15 protein-coding genes are annotated in these 17,864 nt (G+C 62.6%); all 15 read left to right on the top strand.

Translation table 11 applies throughout. The features are described from left to right. Positions 1-2: 2 nt before the first annotated feature. The 15 genes from rsmH to lpxC all read left to right on the top strand — a co-directional run bounded on the left by rsmH (position 3) and on the right by lpxC (position 17,368). Positions 3-944 carry a 16S rRNA (cytosine(1402)-N(4))-methyltransferase RsmH gene (gene rsmH / locus NPS29_RS25990; protein ID WP_274136217.1) on the top strand — a complete coding sequence of 314 codons (942 nt, stop codon included), beginning with the start codon at positions 3-5 and terminating at the stop codon, positions 942-944. Beyond that, positions 941-1,234: a cell division protein FtsL gene (gene ftsL / locus NPS29_RS25985; RefSeq protein ID WP_274136189.1), complete on the top strand. Its 294-nt coding sequence runs from the start codon at positions 941-943 to the stop codon at positions 1,232-1,234. The genes rsmH and ftsL overlap by 4 nt, the downstream gene beginning before the upstream one ends. Then, on the top strand, positions 1,231-2,982 hold the full coding sequence (locus NPS29_RS25980; protein WP_274136187.1) for a peptidoglycan D,D-transpeptidase FtsI family protein: 1,752 nt from the start codon (positions 1,231-1,233) through the stop codon (positions 2,980-2,982). The genes ftsL and NPS29_RS25980 overlap by 4 nt, the downstream gene beginning before the upstream one ends. Continuing rightward, positions 2,982-4,445, top strand: a complete 1,464-nt coding sequence (locus NPS29_RS25975) for a UDP-N-acetylmuramoyl-L-alanyl-D-glutamate--2,6-diaminopimelate ligase (RefSeq protein WP_274136186.1) — start codon at positions 2,982-2,984, stop codon at positions 4,443-4,445. The genes NPS29_RS25980 and NPS29_RS25975 overlap by 1 nt, the downstream gene beginning before the upstream one ends. After that, entirely contained in the window at positions 4,438-5,823 is a 1,386-nt protein-coding gene (locus tag NPS29_RS25970; RefSeq protein ID WP_274136184.1) for a UDP-N-acetylmuramoyl-tripeptide--D-alanyl-D-alanine ligase, read from the top strand. Before NPS29_RS25975 ends, NPS29_RS25970 begins: the two co-directional genes overlap by 8 nt. After that, positions 5,823-6,905: a phospho-N-acetylmuramoyl-pentapeptide-transferase gene (mraY, locus tag NPS29_RS25965; RefSeq protein ID WP_166596479.1), complete on the top strand. Its 1,083-nt coding sequence runs from the start codon at positions 5,823-5,825 to the stop codon at positions 6,903-6,905. Before NPS29_RS25970 ends, mraY begins: the two co-directional genes overlap by 1 nt. A 6-nt stretch (positions 6,906-6,911) precedes the next feature. Beyond that, positions 6,912-8,258, top strand: coding sequence for a UDP-N-acetylmuramoyl-L-alanine--D-glutamate ligase (murD, locus tag NPS29_RS25960; RefSeq protein WP_274136181.1), 1,347 nt, complete (start codon positions 6,912-6,914; stop codon positions 8,256-8,258). Beyond that, the gene (gene ftsW, locus NPS29_RS25955) at positions 8,258-9,472 is read left to right on the top strand and encodes a putative lipid II flippase FtsW (protein WP_274136215.1); all 1,215 of its coding nucleotides are present in this window, start codon (positions 8,258-8,260) and stop codon (positions 9,470-9,472) included. Before murD ends, ftsW begins: the two co-directional genes overlap by 1 nt. Continuing rightward, positions 9,459-10,532 (top strand): undecaprenyldiphospho-muramoylpentapeptide beta-N-acetylglucosaminyltransferase, encoded by a 1,074-nt coding sequence (murG, locus tag NPS29_RS25950; protein WP_274136179.1) that lies wholly within the window; start codon positions 9,459-9,461, stop codon positions 10,530-10,532. Before ftsW ends, murG begins: the two co-directional genes overlap by 14 nt. Beyond that, positions 10,525-11,985 (top strand): UDP-N-acetylmuramate--L-alanine ligase, encoded by a 1,461-nt coding sequence (gene murC / locus NPS29_RS25945; protein WP_274136178.1) that lies wholly within the window; start codon positions 10,525-10,527, stop codon positions 11,983-11,985. Before murG ends, murC begins: the two co-directional genes overlap by 8 nt. Continuing rightward, positions 11,982-12,941 carry a D-alanine--D-alanine ligase gene (locus NPS29_RS25940; RefSeq protein WP_274136176.1) on the top strand — a complete coding sequence of 320 codons (960 nt, stop codon included), beginning with the start codon at positions 11,982-11,984 and terminating at the stop codon, positions 12,939-12,941. The genes murC and NPS29_RS25940 overlap by 4 nt, the downstream gene beginning before the upstream one ends. Positions 12,942-12,944: 3 nt before the next feature. Beyond that, positions 12,945-13,817, top strand: a complete 873-nt coding sequence (locus tag NPS29_RS25935; protein ID WP_274136174.1) for a cell division protein FtsQ/DivIB — start codon at positions 12,945-12,947, stop codon at positions 13,815-13,817. A gap of 15 nt (positions 13,818-13,832) precedes the next feature. Then, positions 13,833-15,092 carry a cell division protein FtsA gene (gene ftsA, locus NPS29_RS25930; protein ID WP_274136172.1) on the top strand — a complete coding sequence of 420 codons (1,260 nt, stop codon included), beginning with the start codon at positions 13,833-13,835 and terminating at the stop codon, positions 15,090-15,092. 61 nt (positions 15,093-15,153) lie between these two features. After that, positions 15,154-16,344, top strand: coding sequence for a cell division protein FtsZ (gene ftsZ, locus NPS29_RS25925; protein WP_062384185.1), 1,191 nt, complete (start codon positions 15,154-15,156; stop codon positions 16,342-16,344). A gap of 112 nt (positions 16,345-16,456) precedes the next feature. Continuing rightward, positions 16,457-17,368 (top strand): UDP-3-O-acyl-N-acetylglucosamine deacetylase, encoded by a 912-nt coding sequence (lpxC, locus tag NPS29_RS25920; protein WP_108236924.1) that lies wholly within the window; start codon positions 16,457-16,459, stop codon positions 17,366-17,368. Positions 17,369-17,864 lie beyond the last annotated feature (496 nt).

Here is a 17,864-nt window from a genome sequence, read left to right as displayed (position 1 = left end):
CTATGAATAGCGGCTTTACCCACATCACCGTACTGCTCGAAGAAGCCGTCGAGGCTCTCGCGGTGCGCGCCGATGGCTGCTATCTGGATGGCACGTTCGGACGGGGCGGGCACAGCCGCCTCATCTTGCAGAACCTGGGGCCGGACGGCCGGCTCCTGGGGTTCGACAAGGATCCTCAAGCGATTGCCACCGGGCAAGCGCTGGCGGCCGAAGACGGCCGCTTTGTCATTGTGCAGCGCAGCTTTGCAGAATTGGGCTCAGAGGCTCTGGAACGCGGCATAGCGGGCAAGGTCAGCGGAATCCTGCTCGACCTTGGCGTCTCCTCGCCACAACTCGACGACCCTGAGCGCGGCTTCAGTTTCATGAACGACGGCCCGCTGGACATGCGCATGGACCCGTCCCGAGGGATCAGCGCCGCCGAGTTCGTCAATACTGCGCCTGCCGAAGAAATCGCCCGAGTATTCAAGGAATACGGCGAAGAGCGTTTTGCCAGACGCATGGCCGGCGCTGTCGTCGCACGTCGCGAAACCCAGCCTTTCGAACGTACCGGCGATCTGGCCGAAGTATTGAAAGTTGCCAACCCTGCGTGGGAAAAGGGCAAGAACCCGGCAACCCGCGCGTTCCAGGGCCTGCGCATTCACGTCAACAACGAACTGGGCGATCTGGAAGCCGGCCTCGAAGCCGCACTGGACGCGCTGGAAGTGGGCGGCCGTCTGGCGGTCATCAGCTTCCACTCGCTGGAAGACCGCATCGTCAAACTGTTCATGCGCAAGCTGGTCAAGGGCGAGGCCGACAACCTGCCACGCAACCTGCCGGTTCGCCACCAGGCCTTCGAGCCGCGCATCAAGCTGATCGGCAAGGCGCAGTTCGCCTCCGATGAAGAAACCCGCGCCAACCCCCGTTCGCGCAGTGCTGTCATGCGTGTCGCGGAGAAACTCCGGTGAGCCGCGGATTCTTCAAGCCATTGCCAGGCGGCAGCTTCTTCATGCTGCTGTTGTTCATTGCCGTCCTCGTGTCGGCAATCGCCGTTTCCTACAGCGCACACTGGAACCGTCAGCTCCTGAACTCGCTGTATTCCGAACTCAGCGTTCGTGACAAGGCGCAGGCCGAGTGGGGTCGCCTGATTCTTGAACAAAGCACCTGGACCGCTCACAGCCGGATCGAGGCGCTGGCCACCGATCAACTGAAAATGCGCATTCCCAATGCCGCCGATATCCGGATGGTGTCGCCATGATGAAGCTTGACGGCGCACTCTACCCATGGCGGTTCCGCCTCGTGGTCGGCCTGTTGTCGGTCATGGTGCTGGCTATTTCCTATCGCATCGTCGATCTGCAGGTCATCGACCGTCGCTTCCTGATTGAACAGGGCGATGCGCGCAGCCTGCGTACCGTGTCCATTCCTGCACACCGCGGCCTGATCACCGACCGTAATGGCGAGCCGCTGGCCGTCAGTACCCCGGTGACCACCATCTGGGCCAACCCGTCCGAGATGCAGGCCGACAAGAGCAAGTGGGGCGTGCTGGCCCAGGCCTTGGGTCAGGACCCGAAAGCCCTGGCGGACCGTCTGAACGAGCAGGCAAGCAAGGAATTCATCTACCTGGTTCGCGGCCTGACCCCGGAGCAGGGCCAGTCGGTGCTCGACCTCAAGGTGCCGGGCGTCTACGGCAAGGAAGAATTCCGGCGTTTCTACCCTGCCGGTGACGTGACGGCGCACATGGTTGGCTTCACCGACCTGGACGACCACGGCCGCGAAGGGGTTGAACTGGCCTACGATGACTGGCTGGCCGGCGTGCCTGGCAAGCGGCAGGTCATCAAGGACCGGCGCGGCCGGCTCATCAAGGACCTGCAAGTGAAGAAAAACGCCAAGGCTGGAAAGACCTTGGCTTTGTCTATTGATCTGCGCCTGCAATATCTGGCGACCCGCGAGCTGCGCAACGCGATTCAGGAAAACGACGCCAAGGCCGGCAGCCTGGTGATCATGGACGTGAAGACTGGCGAAGTGCTGGCCATGGTCAACCAGCCGACCTACAACCCGAACAACCGTCGCACCATGGTCCCGGCGGCGATGCGTAACCGCGCGATCATCGACGTGTTCGAGCCAGGCTCGACCATGAAACCGATCTCCATGACCGCAGCCCTGGACAGTGGCCGCTGGAAACCCAGCGACAAGGTCGAGGTGTACCCGGGCACCCTGCAGATCGGCAAATACACCATCCGCGACGTGACCAAGACCGAAGGTCCGATCCTCGACCTGACCGGCATCCTGATCAACTCCAGTAACGTGGGCATGAGCAAGGTCGCGTTCGACGTCGGCGGCGAAGCGATTTTCCGTGCGATGCAGCGTGTGGGCCTGGGCCAGTACACCGGCCTGGGCTTCCCGGGCGAGCGCGTAGGCAACCTGCCGAACTACCGTGAATGGCGCAAGGCCGAAACGGCAACGCTGTCCTACGGCTACGGCCTCTCGGTGACGGCGCTGCAACTGGTGCACGCCTACTCGGCACTGGCCAACAACGGCAAGATCGTCCCGCTGACCATCCTGAAAACCGACAAGCCGTCCGAGTCTACCCAGGCGATTCCGGAAGCCACCGCGAAGACCCTGCAAGGCATGCTGCAGCAAGTCATCGAAGACCCGCGCGGCGTATACCGTGCCCGCGTGCCGTCGTACCACGTCGCTGGCAAGTCGGGTACCGCCCGTAAGACGTCGGTCGGCACCAAGGGCTACGCCGAGAACTCCTATCGCTCGCTGTTCGCAGGCTTCGGCCCGATGAGCAACCCGCGCTACGCCATCGTGGTGGTGATCGACGAACCAAGCAAAGGCGGCTACTTCGGTGGTCTGGTTTCGGCACCGGTGTTCAGCAAAGTGATGTCGGGCACCTTGCGCCTGATGAACGTGCGCCCGGACAACCTCGCGCCGGTCCCGCCTGAACAGCAGGCCAATGCCGCGCCACCGCTCGTCGTTCCAGTCAAGGGAGGGCGTGGCTGATGCCTTTCAACCTGAGCAAGATCTTCGCCCAGAGCGACCGTGACCTGTTGATCCGTGAACTGACCCTGGACAGCCGCAAGGTGCGTCCGGGCGATCTGTTCCTGGCGATTCCAGGCCTGAAGGTCGACGGCCGCGACCACATTACCGACGCCATCGCCCACGGCGCTGCCGCCATTGCCTATGAAGTCGAAGGCGCCAAGGTGCTGCCGATCACCGACATCCCGATGATTCCGGTCAAGGGCCTGGCGGCGCAGTTGTCGGACATCGCCGGGCGTTTCTATGGCGACCCGAGCCGTGGCATGCACCTGGTTGGCGTCACCGGCACCAATGGCAAGACCAGCGTGACCCAGTTGATCGCCCAGGCGCTCGACAAGCTGGGCCTGCACTGCGGGCTGATCGGCACGCTGGGCACTGGCTTCTACAGCGAGCTGAAAAGCGGGATTCACACCACGCCCGATCCGATCTCCGTGCAGTCGACGATCTACGATCTGAAAAAGGCTGGGGCCAAGGCCATCGCCATGGAAGTGTCGTCCCACGGTCTGGATCAGGGTCGTGTCACCGCGCTGGCGTTCGACGTCGCGGTGATGACCAACCTGTCCCGCGATCACCTGGATTACCACGGCACCATGGAAGCCTACGCGGCGGCCAAGGCCAAGCTGTTCGCCTGGAATGACCTGCGTTGCCGCGTGGTCAACCTGGACGACGATTTCGGTCGCCAGCTCGCCGGTGAGCAGCACGCGTCGCGGCTCATCACCTACAGCCAGGAAGACAGCAGCGCCTACCTGTTCTGCCGCGATGCGGTGTTCGACGACGATGGCGTTCGCGCCACCCTGGTTACCCCGCAGGGCGATCACCTGCTGCGCAGCAGCCTCTTGGGCCGCTTCAACCTGAGCAACGTGCTGGCAGCGGTCGGTGCCTTGATGGGGCTCGATTACCCGCTGAGCGACATTCTCAAAGTGCTGCCGAGCCTCGAAGGGCCGGTGGGCCGTATTCAGCGTCTGGGCGGCGGCAAGCGTCCGCTGGTGGTGGTCGATTACGCCCACACCCCCGACGCGCTGGAGAAAGTGCTGGTGGCCCTGCGCCCCCACGCCAAGGGCCAACTGGCTTGCCTGTTCGGCTGCGGCGGTGATCGCGATCGCGGCAAGCGTCCGTTGATGGCCGAAGTGGTCGAGCGACTGGCCGACAAGGTGCTGGTCACCGATGACAACCCGCGCACCGAAGACGCCGCCCGCATTTTCGACGACATTCGCGCAGGTTTCACCTCGGCCGATAACGTCGATTTCGTCGCCGGCCGCGGCCAGGCCATCGCACAGATCATCGCCCAAGCCGATGCCGCCGACGTGATCGTGCTGGCTGGCAAGGGCCACGAGGATTACCAGGAAATCGACGGCGAACGCCATCCGTTTTCCGATCTTGAAGAAGCCGCCAAGGCACTGGACGCATGGGAGGCTGCACATGCTTAAGCCGCTTTCGTTCAGCGAACTGCTGCTGCCACTCGACGCGCGTCGGGTCGGCGAAGACATATATTTCAACGGCGTCAGCATCGACAGCCGCGCCATCGAGTCGGGCCAGTTGTTCGTTGCGCTGACCGGTCCGCGTTTCGATGGCCACGATTACCTCGATCAGGTCGCCGCCAAAGGTGCGGTGGGCGCGTTGGTCGAACGTGAGGTTGCAGGCAGTGCATTGCCGCAACTGATCGTGGGTGACACCCGCAAGGCGCTGGCACAATTGGGCGCGCTGAATCGCAACGCCTTTGTCGACAAGCCGGTCGCGGCGATTACCGGCTCCAGCGGCAAGACCACGGTCAAGGAGATGCTCGCGAGCATCCTGCGCACGCGCGGCACCGTGCTGGCGACCAAAGGCAATCTGAACAACGAGCTGGGCGTACCGCTGACCTTGCTGACACTGTCGCCGGAGTTCGATGCGGCTGTGATCGAGTTGGGCGCCAACCATGTGGGCGAAATCGCGCTGACCGTGAGCCTGACCAAGCCTCACGTGTCGGTGCTGACCAACGCGGGTACTGCTCACGTGGGCGAGTTCGGCGGTCCGGAAAAGATCGTCGAAGCCAAGGGCGAGATTATCGACGGCCTCGATTCGCGCGGCACTGCAGTGCTGAACCTGGACGACAAGGCATTCGGGATCTGGGCCGCCCGTGCCGGCGCCCGCAAGGTGCTGAGCTTTGCCCGCACCAACCCTGACGCCGATTTCCATGGTTCGGACCTGGGCATCGACGCCCGTGGCTGCCCGACTTTCACCCTGAACAGCCCCACTGGCTCTGCTCAGGTGCAACTCAATCTGCTGGGCGCGCACAACGTGAACAACGCGCTGGCCGCTGCCGCTGCCGCCCACGCGCTGGGCGTGTCGTTGCCGGGCATCGTCGCCGGGCTGAACAACGTCCAGCCGGTGAAGGGGCGCACCGTTGCGCAACTGGCGACCAACGGCATTCGCGTGATCGATGACACCTACAACGCCAACCCGACCTCCGTGGCCGCAGCGACCGACATTCTGACCAGCTTCCCGGGCCGCAAGGTGCTGGTGCTGGGCGATATCGGCGAGTTGGGCGACTGGGCCGAGCAGGGCCACCGCGATGTCGGCGCCTATGCCGCTGGCAAGGTCGACGCGCTGTATGCCGTCGGTCCGCTGATGGCCCATGCGGTCAAGGCTTTCGGGCAGGATGCCCGCCATTTTGCAAGTCAGGCTGACCTGATCGAGGCGCTGGGCGCCGAGCAAGACAAAAACACCACCATTTTGATCAAAGGTTCTCGCAGTGCCGCGATGGAAAACGTCGTGGCGGCTCTCTGTGCAACCCAGACTTATCCCTTGAAGGCGGAGAAACATTAATGCTGCTGCTGCTGGCCGAGTATCTGCAACAGTTCTATAAAGGCTTCGCGGTCTTCCAGTACCTGACCCTGCGCGGGATTCTTGGCGTGCTCACTGCACTGTCGCTCTCGCTGTGCCTGGGGCCATGGATGATCCGTGCCCTGCAGAACAAGCAGATCGGCCAATCGGTCCGCAACGACGGCCCGCAATCCCACCTGTCCAAATCCGGCACCCCGACCATGGGTGGCGCATTGATTCTGTCCGCCATCGGCATCGCCACCCTGCTGTGGGCCGACCTGACCAACCGCTACGTGTGGGTGGTGCTGATCGTCACGCTGCTGTTCGGCGGCATCGGCTGGGTCGACGACTACCGCAAGGTCATCGAGAAGAACTCGAAGGGTCTGCCAAGCCGCTGGAAATACTTCTGGCAGTCGGTGTTCGGCCTGGGCGCGGCGATCTTCCTTTATATGACCGCACAATCGCCGGTCGAAACCACGCTGCTGATCCCGATGTTGAAAGACTTCAGCATTCCGTTGGGCATCGGCTTCGTGATCCTGACCTACTTCGTGATCGTCGGCTCCAGCAACGCGGTCAACCTGACCGACGGTCTGGACGGCCTGGCCATCATGCCAACGGTCATGGTCGGCGGCGCGCTGGGCATCTTCTGCTACCTGTCGGGTAACGTGAAGTTCGCCGAATACCTGCTGATTCCCTACGTGCCGGGCGCGGGCGAGCTGATCGTGTTCTGCGGCGCGCTGATCGGGGCGGGCCTGGGCTTCCTGTGGTTCAACACCTATCCGGCACAAGTGTTCATGGGTGACGTCGGCGCGCTGGCGCTGGGCGCGGCCCTGGGCACCATCGCGGTGATCGTCCGTCAGGAAATCGTCCTGTTCATCATGGGCGGCGTGTTCGTGATGGAGACCCTGTCAGTCGTCATTCAGGTTGCATCGTTTAAGTTGACCGGCCGCCGCGTTTTCCGCATGGCGCCGATCCACCACCACTTTGAACTCAAGGGCTGGCCCGAGCCTCGCGTGATCGTCCGTTTCTGGATCATCACCGTGATCCTCGTGTTGATCGGCCTTGCCACGTTGAAACTGAGGTAACGCAGAGTGTCGTTGATCGCTTCTGACCACTTCCGCATCGTTGTCGGCCTCGGCAAGAGCGGCATGTCCCTGGTTCGCTTCCTGGCGAACCGGGGCGTGGCGTTTGCCGTGGCCGATACGCGGGAGAATCCGCCGGAGCTCGAGACCCTGCGTCGTGACTACCCGCAAGTCGAAGTGCGCTGTGGCGAGCTCGACGTCGAGTTCCTGTGCCGCGCCGACGAGCTCTACGTGAGCCCGGGCCTGGCCCTGGCGACTCCGGCGTTGCAGGCGGCTGCGGCCCGTGGCGTGAAGCTGTCGGGTGACATCGAGCTGTTCGCGCGTAACGCGAAGGCGCCGATCATCGCCATCAGCGGTTCCAACGCGAAAAGCACCGTGACCACGCTGGTCGGCGAAATGGCCGCAGCGGCGGGCAAACGCGTGGCGGTCGGCGGCAACCTGGGCACGCCTGCCCTGGACCTGCTCAGCGATGACGTCGAGCTGTATGTGATGGAGCTGTCGAGCTTCCAGCTGGAAACCACCGACCAGTTGGGCGCTGAAGTCGCTACCGTGCTCAACGTCAGCGAAGACCACATGGACCGCTACAGCGGCCTGCCTGCGTATCACCTGGCCAAGCACCGGATTTTCCGCGGTGCCCGTCAGGTGGTGGTCAACCGTCAGGACGCGCTCTCCCGGCCGTTGATCGGCGAAGGCGTGCCGTGCTGGACCTTTGGCCTGAACAAACCCGACATCGCAGGCTTCGGTCTGCGGGAAGAGAACGGCGAAAAATACCTGGCCTTCCAGTTCGAACACCTGATGCCGGTGAGCGAGCTGAAAATCCGTGGCGCGCACAACCAGGCCAACGCCCTGGCTGCCCTGGCGCTGGGCCACGCTGCCGGCTTGCCATTCGAACCGATGCTGCAAGCGCTGCGCAGCTTCGCCGGCCTGGTACACCGTTGCCAGTGGGTGCGCGAGCGTGCAGGCGTCAGTTACTACGACGACTCCAAGGCCACCAACGTCGGCGCTGCACTGGCCGCCATCGAAGGCCTGGGTGCGGACATCAGCGGCAAGCTGGTGCTCATCGCCGGTGGCGACGGCAAGGGAGCGGATTTCTCCGCCCTCAAGGCGCCGGTCGCCGCTCATTGCCGCGCCGTCGTCCTGCTGGGCCGCGACGCTGAACTGCTCGCCGCGACCTTCGGCGATTCGGTGCCCCTGATACGCGTCAAGACATTGGAAGAAGCTGTGCAACGTGCTGCCGAAGTGGCTCAGCAAGGGGACGCCGTGCTGCTGTCTCCGGCCTGTGCAAGCCTGGACATGTTCAAGAATTTCGAAGAACGCGGACGTCTGTTCGCCCAGGCAGTGGGGGGCTTGTCATGATCTTTGGCGTGCTCAAGCCTTACCCGTCGCCGATCATCAGCGGCCGTGGCGTTGACGTCGACTTCCCGATGCTCGCCGGTTGCCTGGCCTTGCTGGGCCTGGGCCTGGTGATGATCACTTCCGCATCCTCGGAAGTCGCCGCCGTCCAGTCCGGCAACGCGCTGTACATGATGACCCGCCACCTGATCTACCTGGTGCTGGGCCTGGGTGCCTGCGTCGCCACCATGATGGTGCCGGTCGCGACCTGGCAACGCCTGGGCTGGCTGATGCTGCTGGGTGCCTTCGGCCTGCTGATCCTGGTGATCGTGCCCGGTATCGGGCGTGAGGTGAACGGTTCGATGCGCTGGATCGGCTTCGGCATGTTCAACGTGCAGCCCTCGGAAATTGCCAAGGTGTTCGTGGTGATCTTCCTGGCTGGCTACCTGATTCGTCGCCAGACCGAAGTGCGCGAGAGCTGGATGGGCTTCTTCAAGCCGTTCATCGTGCTGCTGCCCATGGCCGGCCTGCTGCTGATGGAACCTGACTTCGGTGCCACCGTCGTGATGATGGGCGCTGCCGCGGCGATGCTGTTCCTGGGCGGCGTCGGCCTGTTCCGCTTCACCCTGATGGTGGCACTGGCGGTCGCAGCGGTATTCGTGCTGGTTCAAGCCCAGCCTTACCGGATGGCGCGCCTGATTACCTTTACCGATCCCTGGTCCGATCAGTTCGGTTCCGGCTACCAGTTGACCCAGGCGCTGATCGCCTTCGGTCGTGGCGAGTGGTTCGGCGTGGGCCTGGGCAACAGCGTGCAGAAGCAGTTCTACCTGCCTGAGGCGCACACCGACTTCGTGTTCTCGGTACTCGCCGAAGAGCTGGGCGTGGTCGGGTCGCTGGTGACCGTTGCGCTGTTCATGTTCGTGAGTATCCGTGCGATGTACATCGGCATGTGGGCCGAGCGCGCCAAGCAGTTCTTCGCCGCGTATACCGCTTATGGCCTGGCGTTCCTGTGGATCGGCCAGTTCCTGATCAACATCGGGGTGAACGTCGGCCTGCTGCCGACCAAGGGTCTGACCCTGCCATTCCTCAGCTACGGCGGCAGCTCGCTGATCATCTGCTGCGCAAGCCTGGGCCTGCTGCTGCGTATCGAATGGGAATCGCGCAACAACATGGGCAGTGAAGAAGCCGAGTTCAACGAGAGCGATTTCGCCGAGGAGCCGAACCATGGCCGTCGGTAATGTATTGATCATGGCGGGCGGCACCGGCGGACACGTGTTCCCGGCACTGGCCTGCGCCCGGGAATTCCAGGCACGCGGCTACACCGTGCACTGGCTGGGCACGCCTCGTGGCATTGAAAACGAACTGGTGCCCGGCGCCGGTCTGCAGTTGCACCTGATCAACGTCACCGGCCTGCGCGGCAAGGGCCGTCTGTCCCTGCTCAAGGCGCCTTTCATGTTGTTCAAGGCCTTGTTGCAGGCGCGCAAGGTCGTGCGTGAATTGAAGCCGGTCTGCGTGGTCGGATTCGGCGGCTACGTGACAGGTCCTGGCGGCCTGGCGGCGAAGCTTTCCGGCGTGCCGTTGATCATCCATGAGCAGAACGCCGTGGCCGGCACCGCCAACCGCAGCCTGGCGTCGTTCGCCGCTCGTGTGTGCGAGGCGTTCCCGCAGACTTTCGCGGCTTCGGCCAAGCGTCGCACCACCGGCAATCCGGTGCGTGCCGAGCTGTTCTTCGAGACGCCGCGTCAGGCGCTGGAAGGGCGCAAGCCACGGCTGCTGATTCTGGGCGGAAGCCTGGGCGCCGAGCCTCTGAACAAGCTGCTGCCCGAAGCCCTTGCGCTGGTGCCGGCAGAGTTGCGGCCTGAGGTGTTCCATCAGGCGGGCAAGAAACACGATGAAGTCACTGCCGAGCGCTACCGCGCTGCCGGTGTCGAGGCGCAGGTCGCCCCCTTCATCAAGGACATGGCCCAGGCCTATGGCTGGGCGGATCTGGTGGTCTGTCGCGCAGGCGCGCTGACCATCAGTGAACTGGCAGCCGCTGGACTGCCGTCGTTGCTGGTGCCGCTGCCCCACGCAATCGATGACCACCAGTCGCGCAATGCCGAATATCTGGCCCGTGAAGGCGCAGCCTTCGTGATGCCGCAAAGGACAACTGGCGCTGCCGATATGGCGGCTCGCCTGAAAGAGGTTTTGATGCAACCCGAACAATTGAAACGCATGGCTACCACGGCCCGCCAACTGGCCAAGCCGGATGCCACCAACACCGTCGTCGATGTCTGCCTGGAGGTGGTCCATGGTTGAGAATCAACGCGCGATGCCACAACCGGAAATGCGTCGTATCCGTCGTATCCACTTCGTCGGGATCGGCGGCGTGGGCATGTGCGGCATTGCAGAGGTGTTGCTGAACCTGGGTTATGACGTCTCCGGTTCCGACCTCAAGGCATCCCCGGTGACCGAGCGTCTGGAATCCTTCGGTGCGCACATCTACATCGGCCACCGTGCCGAGAACTCGGCTGCCGCCGACGTACTGGTCGTCTCCAGCGCCGTGAAGACCTCCAACCCGGAAGTGGCGACCGCTCTTGAGCGTCGCATTCCGGTGGTGCCGCGCGCCGAGATGCTAGCCGAGCTGATGCGCTATCGCCACGGCATCGCCGTCGCCGGTACCCATGGCAAGACCACCACCACCAGCCTGATCGCCTCGGTGTTCGCCGCCGGTGGCCTGGACCCGACCTTCGTGATCGGCGGCCGCCTGAACGCAGCGGGCACCAATGCCCAGCTTGGTACCAGCCGTTACCTGATCGCCGAAGCGGACGAAAGCGACGCCAGCTTCCTGCACCTGCAGCCGCTGGTCGCCGTGGTCACCAACATCGACGCCGATCACATGGCGACCTACGAAGGCGACTTCAACAAGCTGAAGAAGACCTTCGTCGAGTTCTTGCACAACCTGCCGTTCTATGGCCTGGCCGTGGTCTGCACCGACGATCCGGTGGTGCGCGACATCCTGCCGTCCGTGAAGCGCCCGGTCATGACCTACGGCTTCAACGAGAACGCCGACGTGCGTGCCATCAACGTGCGCCAGGAAGGCATGCGTACCCACTTCACCGTGCTGCGCCGCGACCGCGAGCCGCTGGACGTGTCGGTGAACATGCCCGGCAACCACAACGTGCTCAACTCGCTGGCGACTATCGCCATCGCGACCGACGAAGGCATCACCGACGAAGCTATCGTCCAGGGCCTGTCGGGCTTCCAGGGCGTGGGTCGGCGCTTCCAGGTGTACGGCGAGCTGCCGGTCGAAGGCGGCAACGTGATGCTGGTGGACGACTACGGTCATCACCCGCGCGAAGTGGCTGCGGTCATCAACGCCGTGCGCGGCGGCTGGCCGGATCGCCGGCTGGTCATGGTCTACCAGCCGCACCGCTACAGCCGTACCCGCGATCTGTACGACGACTTCGTGCAGGTGCTCAACGACGCCAACGTCCTGCTGCTGATGGAAGTCTACCCGGCGGGCGAAGAGCCGATTCCGGGCGCGGACAGCCGCCAACTGGCCCACAGCATTCGTCAGCGCGGCCAACTGGACCCGATCTACATCGAGCGTGGCGTTGAACTCGCGCCGCTGGTCAAACCGCTGCTGCGCGCAGGCGACATCCTGCTGTGCCAGGGCGCGGGCGACATCGGCGGTCTTGCTCCGCAATTGCTCAAGAGCCCGTTGTTCACGGGTGCCATCGTGGCCTCAACCGAAGGTAAGCTGAAATGACAGCCGCCGCGCCAGTCTCCCTGCTCTCGACCCTGGAGCCGAAAAGCTTCGGTCGCGTGGCCGTGCTCTTCGGTGGCAAGAGCGCGGAGCGGGAGGTTTCCCTGAAATCCGGCAATGCAGTGCTCAAGGCGCTGCAGAGCGGGGGCGTGGATGCGTTCGGCATCGACGTGGGCGACGATTTCCTGCAGCGGCTGGTCAGCGAAAAGATCGACCGCGCGTTCATCGTGTTGCACGGCCGTGGTGGCGAAGACGGCACCATGCAGGGCCTGCTCGAATGCCTCGGGATCCCGTACACCGGCAGCGGCGTGCTTGCCTCGGCGCTGGCGATGGACAAGCTGCGCACCAAGCAGGTGTGGCAGAGCCTGGGCCTGCCGACCCCGCGTCACGCGGTGCCTGGCTGCGAATCGGATTGTATTTTGGCGGCGACGGAACTGGGCTTTCCTTTGATCGTCAAACCCGCACATGAAGGCTCTAGTATCGGTATGGCCAAGGTGACCTGCGTCGACGAATTGATCGCCGCATGGAATGCCGCCAGTACCTATGATTCGCAAGTGTTGGTCGAACAATGGATTCAAGGTCCGGAGTTCACCGTCGCCTCGCTGCGTGGGCAGGTATTGCCTCCGATCGGCCTGGGCACTCCCCACACCTTTTACGACTACGACGCCAAGTACCTGGCTTCCGATACCCAGTACCGGATCCCGTGTGGCCTCGACGCAAACAAGGAACAGGAACTCAAGGCGCTGACCGCACGTGCCTGCGAAGCCGTGGGCATTGCCGGCTGGGCGCGTACCGACGTGATGCAGGACACCGACGGCAAGTTCTGGCTGCTGGAAGTCAACACCGTGCCGGGGATGACCGACCACAGCCTGGTGCCGATGGCTGCCAAGGCGGCGGGGCTCGATTTCAACCAGTTGGTGTTGGCGATTCTGGCCGACAGTGTCCAGGTGCGGGGGTAGATCATGCACGGCGCGACGCTTCGTCATCAGCAACCCGTTTCCGGCGGCCGCAAGCCGGTGCCGCGTGGTGCCAGCCGCATGGTGGCCAAGGAGCCATTGTCGGCGCGCATGCCACGGCCCAGCTTCGGTTTCCTGCGCACCCTGATGTGGCCGGTGCTGCTGGTGGTGCTCGGCTTTGGCACCTACGAAGCGGCCCAGCGCCTGCTGCCGTACGCCGACCGGCCGATCTCGCGGATCAACGTTCAGGGCGACCTGAGCTACATCAGCCAGCAGGCCGTGCAGCAGCGTATCGCTCCGTATGTGGCCACCAGTTTCTTCAACATCGACCTGGCCGGCATGCGTACCGAGCTTGAGCAGATGCCGTGGATCGCCCACGCCGAGGTCCGCCGCGTCTGGCCGGACCAGGTGGTGATCCGCCTGGAAGAACAGTTGCCGGTTGCGCGCTGGGGCGATGAAGCCCTGCTGAACAACCAGGGTCAGGCATTCACCCCGCGTGAGCTGGCCAACTACGAACACCTTCCGCAGTTGTTCGGGCCCGTGCGGGCTCAACAGCAGGTGATGCAGCAGTATCAGGTCCTGAGTCAGATGTTGCGCCCGCTGGGCTTCTCCATCGCTCGCCTGGAACTGCGCGAGCGAGGCAGCTGGTTCCTGACCACCGGCGCAGGCAACGCAGGCCCGGGCCTTGAGTTGCTGCTGGGTCGCGACCACCTGGTGGAGAAGATGCGCCGCTTTATCGCCATCTACGAAAAAACGCTTAAAGAACAGATCACGAACATTGCGCGAGTAGACCTGCGTTACAACAACGGCCTGGCCGTTGGCTGGCGTGAGCAGGCACCAGCGCCAACGACGGACAAACCCGCCGTCGCGAAGAATTGATAAGAGGCAGGACCCATGGCAAACGTGCAAAGCGGCAAAATGATCGTCGGATTGGATATCGGCACCTCCAAGGTGGTGGCGCTGGTAGGCGAAGTCGCGGCTGATGGCACGCTGGAAATCGTCGGTATCGGCACCCATCCATCGCGCGGCCTGAAGAAGGGCGTGGTGGTGAACATCGAGTCGACGGTGCAATCGATTCAGCGCGCCGTCGAAGAAGCGCAGCTGATGGCTGGCTGCCGCATTCACTCGGCGTTCGTCGGTGTCGCGGGCAACCACATTCGCAGCCTGAACTCCCACGGCATCGTGGCGATTCGTGACCGCGAAGTGAGCTCGGCTGACCTGGAGCGCGTCCTGGACGCTGCACAGGCAGTGGCGATCCCGGCTGACCAGCGCGTGCTGCACACCCTGCCGCAGGATTACGTGATCGATAACCAGGAAGGCGTGCGCGAGCCACTGGGCATGTCCGGCGTGCGTCTGGAAGCCAAGGTCCACGTAGTGACCTGCGCCGTCAACGCTGCGCAGAACATCGAGAAGTGCGTGCGCCGCTGCGGCCTGGAAGTCGACGACATCATCCTGGAACAGCTGGCTTCGGCCTACTCGGTACTGACCGACGACGAGAAGGAACTGGGCGTGTGCCTGGTGGACATCGGCGGCGGCACCACCGACATCGCGATCTTCACCGAAGGCGCGATCCGTCACACCGCGGTGATTCCGATTGCCGGCGATCAAGTGACGAACGACATCGCGATGGCCCTGCGTACTCCAACCCAGTACGCCGAGGAGATCAAGATTCGTTACGCCTGTGCACTGGCCAAGCTGGCCGGCGCCGGGGAAACCATCAAGGTTCCAAGCGTGGGCGACCGTCCACCTCGTGAACTGTCCCGTCAGGCACTCGCCGAAGTGGTCGAGCCACGCTATGACGAACTGTTCACCCTGATCCAGGCCGAGCTGCGTCGCAGCGGCTACGAAGACCTGATCCCGGCCGGCATCGTGCTGACCGGCGGTACCTCGAAAATGGAAGGCGCAGTTGAACTGGCCGAGGAAATCTTCCACATGCCGGTTCGCCTGGGCGTTCCGCACAGCATCAAGGGTCTGGCGGACGTCGTTCGCAACCCGATCTACTCCACCGGTGTTGGCCTGTTGCTGTACGGACTGCAAAAGCAGTCGGACGGCATCACGCTGTCGGGCTTGTCCGGCCCCGGTAGCAGTTATAGCGATGAACCTAAGGCGCCCGTGCTTGAACGCCTCAAGCGCTGGGTGCAGGGGAATTTCTAAGTTTCAAAAGTGGTAGGCGGCAGTAGGCGATAAAAAACTAGAGAAGTGAAGGAGAGGGAACATGTTCGAGCTCGTAGACAACATCCCACAAAGCCCGGTAATCAAGGTTATCGGTGTCGGTGGCGGCGGCGGCAACGCGGTCAATCACATGGTCAAGAGCAACATCGAAGGCGTTGAGTTCATCTGCGCCAACACCGATGCTCAAGCACTGAAAAACATTGGCGCACGTACCATTCTGCAACTGGGTACCGGTGTGACCAAGGGCCTGGGTGCAGGTGCCAACCCTGAAGTAGGTCGTCAGGCCGCACTGGAAGATCGTGAGCGCATTGCGGAAGTTCTGCAGGGCACCAACATGGTCTTCATCACCACCGGCATGGGTGGCGGTACCGGTACCGGTGCTGCGCCGATCATCGCCGAAGTGGCCAAGGAAATGGGCATCCTGACCGTTGCGGTCGTGACCCGTCCGTTCCCGTTCGAAGGCCGCAAGCGCATGCAGATCGCCGATGAAGGCATCCGCGCGCTGTCCGAAAGCGTCGACTCGTTGATCACCATTCCCAACGAGAAGCTGCTGACCATCCTGGGCAAGGACGCAAGCCTGCTGTCCGCATTCGCCAAGGCAGACGATGTACTGGCTGGTGCCGTTCGCGGTATCTCCGACATCATCAAGCGTCCAGGCATGATCAACGTCGACTTCGCCGACGTACGCACCGTGATGTCCGAAATGGGCATGGCGATGATGGGCACTGGCGCTGCCAGCGGTCCGAACCGTGCACGTGAAGCCACCGAAGCTGCGATCCGCAACCCGCTGCTCGAAGACGTGAACCTGCAGGGTGCCCGCGGCATTCTGGTCAACATCACTGCCGGCCCTGACCTGTCCCTGGGTGAGTACTCCGACGTGGGTAGCATCATCGAAGCGTTCGCCTCCGAGCACGCCATGGTCAAGGTCGGTACCGTTATCGATCCGGACATGCGCGACGAGCTGCACGTGACTGTGGTTGCCACAGGCCTGGGTGCAAAAATCGAGAAGCCTGTGAAGGTCATCGACAACACCATGCAGACCGCCCAAGCCGCACCGGTTCAGCAACAGGCCGTCCGTCAGGAACAGCCTTCGGTGAACTACCGCGACCTGGACCGTCCTACCGTGATGCGCAATCAGGCTCACGCAGGCGCCACTGCTGCGGCAAAAATGAATCCGCAAGACGATCTGGACTACCTGGACATTCCAGCATTCCTGCGTCGTCAGGCTGATTGATGAGTTCTATCAGGGGTATAAGGGTGATTGGTGTTCAGCAAAGGCCAGGTCTGCTATCATCGCCAGCCTTTGTTGATACTAATTCGCGATATGCGCTGAAGCGGCCAATGCCATGATTAAACAACGCACCCTGAAGAATATTATTCGTGCCACAGGCATCGGCCTGCACTCTGGGGAAAAGGTCTACCTGACCCTCAAGCCTGCACCTGTGAACGCTGGCATTGTGTTTTTCCGTACCGACCTCGAGCCGGTCGTCCAGATCAACGCGCACGCGTTGAACGTCGGCGACACAACGCTCTCCACAACACTGTTCAACGGTGACGTGAAGGTCGATACGGTTGAACACTTGCTGTCGGCCATGGCCGGTCTTGGCATCGATAACGCCTACGTTGAACTCTCTGCCTCCGAAGTTCCAATCATGGACGGCAGCGCAGGTCCCTTCGTATTCCTGATTCAGTCAGCTGGCCTGGAAGAGCAGGACGCACCGAAGAAATTCATACGCATTCTGAAAGAAGTTTGCGTAGAAGAAGACGGCAAATACGCCAAGTTCGTGCCGTTCGAAGGTTTCAAGGTGAGCTTCGAAATAGATTTCGACCACCCGTACCTCAAGAACCGCACGCAAACTGCAAGCGTCGACTTCTCCAGCACTTCGTTCGTAAAAGAAGTGAGCCGTGCGCGTACATTCGGTTTCATGAAAGACATCGAATACCTGCGCAAGCACAACCTTGCACTGGGCGGCAGCGTTGAAAACGCGATCGTCGTGGACAAGGACGGCGTGTTGAATGAAGACGGTCTTCGTTATGAAGACGAATTCGTCAAACACAAGATTCTGGATGCCATCGGTGACCTGTATCTGTTGGGCAACAGCCTGATTGGCGAGTACCAGGGCTTCAAGTCGGGACACGGCCTGAACAACCGTCTGCTGCGTGCATTGATTGCACAGGAAGACGCGTGGGAAGTCGTGACCTTCGAAGATGCCAGTACCGCACCGATCTCCTACATGCGCCCTGTTGCGGCGGTGTAAAAAGTCTCTTCTTCTCTGCTTGAATATTCAAGGTCACCTTCGGGTGGCCTTTTTTATTGGCTCGCTTTTGCACCGCGCCATCACTGCTCTGATGGTTCCCACGCTCCGCGTGGCGGGTGACTCTGATATTGGGGACATATCCATTGTCGCGGTGGCTGGGCTTTAGGGCTTCGCCCCTTACGGGCGACCTACTTTCCTTACGGGGAAAGTAGGCAAAGCCATTGCGACAGGCTGGAGTCCTTCGGACTTCCCTCGCTCCGGCGCCGTTCCGGGGGCACGCCGTCCCGTCCATCTGAGCGCCGTCCATGGCCCGCACGGCTAGCGGCATCCATGCCGCTCATCCCCCTCCACGACACCTGCGCTCGGCCTGGCGCCTTAACGTCGCGTTCGGCGTCGTCTGCACCACCGCGTACCAAGATCAAAATCAAAAGCTTTGGTTGTACACCGTCCCGTAGCAGCACGGCTTGCCGGCGGGGGCGGCCTTGAGATCGCCCCC

It is taken from the genome of Pseudomonas putida, from assembly GCF_028682175.1.
GTDB classification, from domain to species: Bacteria; Pseudomonadota; Gammaproteobacteria; order Pseudomonadales; family Pseudomonadaceae; genus Aquipseudomonas; species Aquipseudomonas putida_AD.
The sequence above is the reverse complement of the archived record's forward strand: the minus strand, read 5'-3'. Positions and strand labels throughout refer to the sequence as shown.